Annotated in this window: 3 protein-coding genes; 1 reads left to right on the forward strand and 2 read right to left on the reverse strand. The window is 66.4% G+C overall.

Features of this window, described 5'->3' with window-relative positions; all coding sequences use genetic code 11:
• Positions 1-120: 120 nt before the first annotated feature.
• Together HY726_16450 and tadA are read right to left on the reverse strand one after the other, a co-directional pair.
• Entirely contained in the window at positions 121-1353 is a 1233-nt protein-coding gene (locus HY726_16450) for a type II secretion system F family protein (GenBank protein MBI4610587.1), read from the reverse strand.
• Positions 1354-1363: 10 nt separating this feature from the next.
• The gene (tadA, locus tag HY726_16455) at positions 1364-3031 is read right to left on the reverse strand and encodes a Flp pilus assembly complex ATPase component TadA (protein MBI4610588.1); all 1668 of its coding nucleotides are present in this window, start codon (positions 3029-3031) and stop codon (positions 1364-1366) included.
• Between the two features lie 308 nt (positions 3032-3339).
• Here tadA and HY726_16460 point away from each other — a divergent pair, with 308 nt between their 5' ends.
• Positions 3340-4518 (forward strand): Do family serine endopeptidase, encoded by a 1179-nt coding sequence (locus HY726_16460; GenBank protein ID MBI4610589.1) that lies wholly within the window; start codon positions 3340-3342, stop codon positions 4516-4518.
• Positions 4519-4650 lie beyond the last annotated feature (132 nt).

Genomic DNA, 4650 nt, shown 5'->3' on the forward strand with positions numbered 1-4650 from the left:
GCTCTCCTCGCCTGCGGCTCGTCGGCAGCCCCTCGGCTCGAACTGCCATTCCTGGGGGAGGCCTCGGAGGGGGCCGTCGAGGCCCCCTCCGATTGCGCTAGCACCGCCGGATCCCCTTTCTCATCGGAACCGCTGGCCGCCGATCTTCCCCAGGATCGTGTAGATCGGCAGGAAGACCGCCAGGATCGACCCCAGCACGACAACGGCGAGCACCGTGATCATGACCGGCTCGATCAGGCCGAAGAGGCGCCTCACCGCGTCGGGCACCTCCTTGTCGTAGTACTGGCTCACCTTGCCGAGGCTGTCCGCCAGGTTCCCCGACATCTCCCCGCTCGCCACCATCCTGAGGACGAGGGGCGGGAACTCTCCGCTCGCCCTGAGGGCCTCGGTGAACGCCATGCCCCCGATGACCCTCTCCTTCACCTGGGCCACGGCCCGCGCGATGGCGGCGTTGCCCACCACGCGCTCCAGCACCGTGAGGGCGTAGACGAACTCCACGCCGGCGCGGTGGAGTGTCTCGAGATTGTGCGTGAACCGGCTCAGCGCGACCTTGCGGAGGATCGTGCCGAAGATCGGCAGCTGGAGCTTGAAGCGGTCGATGGCCAATCGCCCCCCCGTGGTGCGTCCCCAGAGGCGGTAGAGCACCACCAGCGCCACGACCCCGAAGAAGAGGTAGGTCCAGTTGGCCTGCATGAATCCACCGACGACCAACACGATCTTCGTCGGGAGGGGGAGCGGAGCGCCGGTCCGTTCCAGGATCTTGGCGAACCGCGGCAGGACGAAGGTGAAGAGAAGGATTACCAGTCCCGTCAGCGCGGACAAGAGGACCATGGGGTAGATGCTCGCCTGTCGGACCTGGCTGATGATCCCTTGCTGCCACTCGATGTGAGTCACGAGGTCGGCGAAGACCGCATCCAGGTGCCCCGACGCCTCCCCCGCTTTGACCAGCGCGACGTAGAGCTCGGGGAAGACGCTCGGGAACTGGGCCATGGCGTCGGAGAGCATGGCCCCGCCCTCGACGCGCTCCAGGATCGCGGCGGCGACGGCCCCGATGGCTTTGTTGGGCGCCTCGTCGGCGAACTCCCGGAGACCCGGGGCCAACGGGATGCCCGCGGAGAAGAGTGTCTGGAGATGGCTGGTGAGCAGGATAAGGTCCCTCCGGGAGACCCGACCCACGGACCGTGCGGCGGGCCTGCTGGCGCCCGGCCGGGCCTGAGCCCGCGGCTCGACCGAGATCACATAGAGCCCCTTGTCGCGAAGGCTCGAATCCACCTCGTCCTCGGTGGGCGCCTCGATCAGGCCGGTCACGGTCTTCCCGTAGTCGTCCTTGGCCCGGTAGGCGTAGTGGGGCATGTCCAGGGTCTTATTCGAGGGAGTACGTCACCCGGATGAGCTCTTCGAGGGTGGTCACGCCGGCAGCCACCTTTTTCAGGCCGTCCTGGAACATGGTCTCCATGCCCTCGTCCAGCACCGCCTTGTACAGAGCCGCGGGCTCTGCTTTCTGGGCGATAAGCTGAGAGATCCGTGGAGTCACCTCAAGGAGCTCGAAAATCCCCAGCCGGCCCCGGTACCCGGTCTGGTTGCACCCGGCGCACCCCTTGCCTTTGTAGAAGGTCTCCACCTCCCGAGCCTTGGATCCGACCCGGGCGAGGATCTCGTCGTCGGGCGTCACCTCGGTCTTGCAGTGCGTGTGGATCACCCTGACCAGCCGCTGGCCGACCACAGCGAGCAGCGAGGACGCCACCAGAAACGGCTCCACCCCCATCTCCAGCATGCGTGGAATCGTCCCCACGGCGTCGTTGGTGTGGAAGGTGCTGAAGACTAGGTGACCGGTCAGCGCGGCCCTCACCGTGGTTTCCACGGTCTCGAGGTCGCGCATCTCGCCCACGAGGATGATGTCGGGGTCGTGGCGAAGAATGGCGCGGAGCCCGGTCACGAACGTGAGCCCGGCCCTCGGATTAATCTGGCATTGCCTGACCAAGGGCACCTCGTACTCGACCGGATCCTCGAGGGTGACGATGTTCACCTCCTGGGAGTTGATATGCGTGAGGGCCGAATAGAGGGTGGTGGTCTTCCCGGATCCGGTGGGCCCGGTCACGAGGATCAGCCCGTAAGGCTTTTCGATCAGCCGCTTGAAGATCACCAGCTTGTTCGGAGTGAACCCGAGCTGCTCGAGCCCAAAGCTCCGGTTCTTATCGAGCACCCGGATGACCACGTTCTCTCCGTGGATCGTCGGGAACGTTGACACGCGCAGGTCCAGGCGGTAGGGGCCGTCGTGGTAGAGGATCCGCCCGTCCTGGGGCAGGCGGTTTTCCGAGATATTGAGCCCGGCCAGGATCTTGATCCGGGTGATGATGGACGGGTGAAGCTCCTTGGGGATCGTCGGACCGCTGTAGAGGATCCCGTCGAACCTGAACCGCGTCCGCATCGACTTCTCGTCGGGGTTGATGTGGATGTCGGTCGCCCCTTCCTTTGAGGCTTTCTGGAAAAGCTCTTCGACCAGTTTGGTCACGGGGGTCTCGACGCTGACGCTCGCCTCAGCGGCGCCCGCCCGCGCCTCGGCCTGCTGAACCTCCTCCTCTGTGGCCGCCCGCCTCCCCCCCTGCGCCGAATAGGCGAGATCGAGGGTGTTCTTGATCTCGCTCTCCCTGGCCCACACCACCTTGATGAACAGCTTCGTCTTGCGCTGGAGGTCGTCGATGGCGGCGACGTCGAAGATGTTGCCCATGGCGACGGTCAGGGTGAACCCATCCTTGGAGATGGGGACAACAGTGTGCTTGCGGGCAAAAGGCTCGGGAATGAGCGCGGACAGTTCGGGGTCCGGACGATGCTGGCCGAGATCGATGCGCGGGATGCCAGCCTGCTCGGCCAGCGCCATCGAGAGGTCGTCGGCGGCGGCAAAGCCGAGCCGGATCAGCACCTCCCCGAGCAACTCGCCGGAGGTTTTCGCCTCACGGAGCGCCATCTCGAGCTGCTCTTTGCTGATGAGCCCGGCCTGCAGCAGGTAGGCGCCTAGCGGTTTCCCGGCCACCTCAGTATTTCCCCCCAGTCAACCAGCGCTTCTCGCCCAGGCCCTGTCCCCCACACCACTGAGCCAGAGCACCCAGAAAATTCCGAAAATTAGGCCACTTACACTTATACCACACTTCCCTTTGGACCCAACAATTTTTGCCGGACAACCACCGCTCCGGCTGGACGGGACACCGCCCGGAGCGCCCCGAGCCGAGGTCCCCACGCGCCAGCAATCGCGCGCGCCCGTGCCCGGCTGGGCCAAGAGCACGTCGGACTCCGTGTGCTGACCTGTAGTATGATGCTCACGGAGTCGAGGCCCGCCAGATTATGACACCGCTCACATTCAGAGGGCTACTGGTCGCTCTCCTCGTTCTCGCCGCCGGCGCCGGTGGGTTCGCCCTGCACGCGACGCTGAGCACGCCCCCTGCCGGGCCGCCTCCCCTCACCCGTTCCGACGCGGCGCCCGTCGCCGAGGCGCTGCAGTCGGCCTTCATCACGGTGGCCGAGCAGGTGCGCCCCGCAGTCGTCAACATCGGCACGGTTCACCTGGCCAAACGGCGGCGTCCGTTCACGGCGCCCGGCCCCTCCACCGAGGACCCGGTCTTCCGCGACTTCTTCGAGCAGTTCTTCGGCCCGCGGCAGGGCCCCCGGGGAGAGTTCCGCCAGCCCAGTCTCGGCTCGGGCGTCATCCTCGACAAGCGCGGCTATATCCTCACGAACTTCCACGTCGTGAAGGGGGCCGACGAGGTGATCGTGAAGCTCTCCTCGAAGACAGAGCATCGCGGCCGGACGGTGGGGTCCGACGCCAAGACCGACCTGGCTGTCGTCAAGATCCAGCCCGACGCCGAGCTCACCGTCGCCCGGTTGGGCGACTCCGAGCGTCTCCGGGTGGGAGAGTGGGCCATCGCGATCGGCAACCCCTTCGGCCTCGACCAGACGGTAACGGTCGGGGTTATCAGCGCCACCGGCCGGTCGGAGGTCGGGATCGCTACCTACGAGAACTTCATCCAGACCGATGCCTCCATCAATCCCGGCAACTCGGGCGGGCCTCTGGTGAACCTGAAGGGAGAAGTCATCGGCATCAACACGGCCATCGTCGCCACCGGCCAAGGGATCGGCTTCGCCATCCCGATCAACATGGTGAAGCGGGTCACGAGCCAGCTCATGGAGAAGGGCAAGGTCGTCCGCGGCTGGCTGGGCATCGCGGTCCAACCGGTTTCCCCCGAACTCGGGCAGTCGCTCGGCGCGACGGGAACGGCTGGCGCCGTCGTGGCGTCGGTGTATCCGGGAAGCCCTGCCGCCGAAGCCGGCCTCCAGCAGGGAGACCTGATCCGCGCCTTCGACGGCACGCAGGTGGAGGACTACCACCACCTGCAGCGGCTGGTGGCCGAAACCGAGGTCGGAAAGACGGTCACGCTCCAGCTGCTGCGGAAGAAAAAGCCCCTGGACGTCCAGATCAAGGTCGGCGAGACGCCCCCCGAGAGCGCCGCCAAAGCCCGCTATTAAGTCGGTGGGGGCCTCGACGGCCCCCTCCGAGGCCTCCCCCCAGGAATGGCGGTTCGAGCCGAGGGGCTGCCGACGAGCCGCAGGCGAGGAGAGCCACGAGGCGAGGCCCGAGTTGGTTGCGCGGGCCAAGCC

The sequence above is a fragment of the Candidatus Rokuibacteriota bacterium genome (genome assembly GCA_016209385.1).
Classification (GTDB): domain Bacteria; phylum Methylomirabilota; class Methylomirabilia; order Rokubacteriales; family CSP1-6; genus JACQWB01.